This is a genomic window from Pseudomonas sp. P5_A12, assembly GCF_056400685.1.
Window position 1 is genome coordinate 1 of record NZ_JBFUKU010000473.1, and the last position, 2640, is coordinate 2640.

Sequence of the window (2640 nt, forward strand, 5' to 3'; positions counted from 1 at the left end):
CCGCCATCGCGAGCAGGCTCGCTCCCACAGTGGATTGGTGGTGCTGCCTGAACTGCTTATAATTCCCCGCTTGCCAAACATCGAGACCGGTATGACCGCTATCCACATCAAGTTTCCTTCCCTGACCCTCAAGGCCGGCCCGCGTGCTTTTGCGCGCATCCGTAAAGACGGCTTGAGCGCCGCCGACGTCGGCACGCTGCCGGGTGCCGCCGGCGGGCCGAAGGCCCTGGGGATTCAAGGTCTGGACCTGGCGTTGTTTGGCGAATGGCTACCGGCCGCACCGCGCGAACGTTCACTGATTGGCGCCTCGGTCGGTTCCTGGCGCTTCGCCAGTGCCTGCCTGCCGGACGCCGCCGAAGGCATCCGGCGCCTCGGTCATTTGTACACCGAGCAAAATTTCGCCAAGGGTGTGACCATGGCGCAGATCAGCCAGAGTTCGCAGCGCATGCTCGATGAACTGCTCGATGGCCGTGATGCTTCGATCTTGAGCAACGCGCATTACCGACTGAACATCATGGTGGTCAAAAGCCACGGCCTGCTGGCGCAGGATCATCGCGGCCGACTCGGGCTGGCGCTGGGATCCGTGATCGCCGACAACCTGCGCGGTCGCGCGCGGCTGTCGCGGCATTTCGAGCGGCTGATCATCCACGACCCGCGGCTGGCGCCGCCGGTCAATGCGCTGAACGACTTCCCCTCGCGGTTCGTCGCGCTCAACACTGGCAACCTGCGCCAGGCGCTGCTGGCCTCGGGCTCGATCCCGATGGTGATGGAAGGCGTGCGCGACCTGCCCGGTGCCGGTGCGGGGACGTTCCGCGATGGCGGTTTGCTCGACTATCACCTTGACCTGCCCTACAGCGGCGACGACATCGTGCTGTATCCGCATTTCACCGACCGGGTGATTCCCGGCTGGTTCGACAAGACCCTGCCCTGGCGCCGCGCCTGCCCCGCGCGCTTGCAGGATGTTCTGTTGCTGGCGCCATCGAAGGAGTATCTGGCGCGCTTGCCCTACGGCAAACTGCCGGACCGTAACGATTTCAAGCGCTTCATGGGCGACGCGCCGGCCCGGCAGAAATACTGGCGCACCACGATGGATGAAAGCCGGCGCCTCGGTGACGAGTTCCTCGAACTGGCCGCCAATGGTCGCCTCGGCGAGCGCTTGCTGACCCTTTAGTCAGTGTTTCGCCCACAGCTCTGGTAAACTCGCCGCCTGCCCACATCGCCACGGCGATCGCCACCTGACAGAGCTGATATCACCTGTGGAAATTTTCAAAGAGTTTACGTTCGAATCCGCCCACCGCCTGCCCCACGTACCGGAAGGCCACAAGTGCGGCCGCCTGCACGGGCACTCGTTCAAAGTGGCGATCCACTTGAGCGGCGACATCGATCCGCACACCGGCTGGATCCGTGACTTCTCGGAAATCAAAGCGATCTTCAAGCCGCTTTACGAGCGTCTGGACCACAACTACCTGAACGACATTCCCGGCCTGGAAAACCCGACCAGTGAAGTGCTGGCCAAATTCATCTGGAATGAACTCAAGCCCCTGCTGCCGGAACTCAGCGCGATCCGTATCCACGAGACGTGCACCAGCGGTTGCATCTATCACGGCGAGTAATCCGCTCTAAAACCCAATGTCATCCCTTGTGGGAGCGGGCATGCCCGCTCCCACAAGGGATGTGCGTTTCGTCAGTGAATACTCGAACAGCCTTCAGGGCTGTTTTTTTATGCCTATGCTTTTTGGTCCGCCCACCGCCAAGAGGACACGCACATGGCTGACTGGCTGCTGGACCGCCAATACCGCTTCAACGGGCAGCGCATTCAATACGCGGTGCAGGGTGACGGCCCGCCGCTGGTGTTCGTGCATGGCACGCCCTTCTCTTCTTATGTGTGGCACCGCATCGCCCCGCACTTCATTGCCACGCACCAGGTGCATTACTTCGACCTGCTGGGTTATGGCCAATCGGAGAAAATCGACGGCGACGTTTCGCTGGGTGTGCAGAACGCGTTGCTGGCGCAGTTGCTCGATCACTGGGCCATCGAGCGGCCCGACGTGGTGGCCCACGATTTCGGTGGCGCCACCGCGCTGCGCACTCACCTGCTCAACGGCAAGGATTACCGCAGCCTGACATTGATCGACCCGGTGGCGCTGACGCCTTGGGGATCACCGTTCGTGCAGCAGGTGCGCCAGCATGAAGCCGCGTTCAGTGGCGTACCGGATTACATCCAGCAAGCCATCGTGCCGACCTACATTCGCGGGGCGATCAAACGCGACATCCCCGATGAAGAGCTCGCACCGTACGTGCAGCCGTGGCTCGGGGAGCCGGGGCAAGCGGCGTTCTACCGGCAGATAGCGCAGATGGACGAGCGCTATACCCGCGAGGCTGAAGGTTTGTACCCGACCATTCGGTGCCCGGTGCAGATTCTGTGGGGCGAGGACGATCAGTGGATCCCCATCGAACGCGGACGGACGCTGCATCAGCTGATACCGGGGTCGCAGTTTCATCCGGTGCCCAATGCCGGGCATCTGGTTCAGGAAGATGCACCGGAGGCCATCGTCGCGGCGTTGCTGAAATTCTTGCCCCTACACATTTCCCCCTGAACCCCCAATCCCCTTGTGGGAGCGAGCCGGCTCCGGGCGGCTC

General features: G+C 62.5%; 3 protein-coding genes. All 3 read left to right on the plus strand.

Translation table 11 applies throughout. From position 1 onward, the window contains the following. Positions 1-91: 91 nt before the first annotated feature. Positions 92-1171 (plus strand): patatin-like phospholipase domain-containing protein, encoded by a 1080-nt coding sequence (locus tag AC1DSG_RS30045; protein ID WP_477794120.1) that lies wholly within the window; start codon positions 92-94, stop codon positions 1169-1171. Positions 1172-1256: 85 nt separating this feature from the next. Beyond that, a complete protein-coding gene (queD, locus tag AC1DSG_RS30050) occupies positions 1257-1613 on the plus strand; it encodes a 6-carboxytetrahydropterin synthase QueD (protein ID WP_077431745.1) in 357 nt (118 codons plus the stop codon). 153 nt (positions 1614-1766) lie between these two features. Next, the gene (locus AC1DSG_RS30055; protein ID WP_477794119.1) at positions 1767-2597 is read left to right on the plus strand and encodes an alpha/beta fold hydrolase; all 831 of its coding nucleotides are present in this window, start codon (positions 1767-1769) and stop codon (positions 2595-2597) included. Positions 2598-2640: the final 43 nt, after the last annotated feature.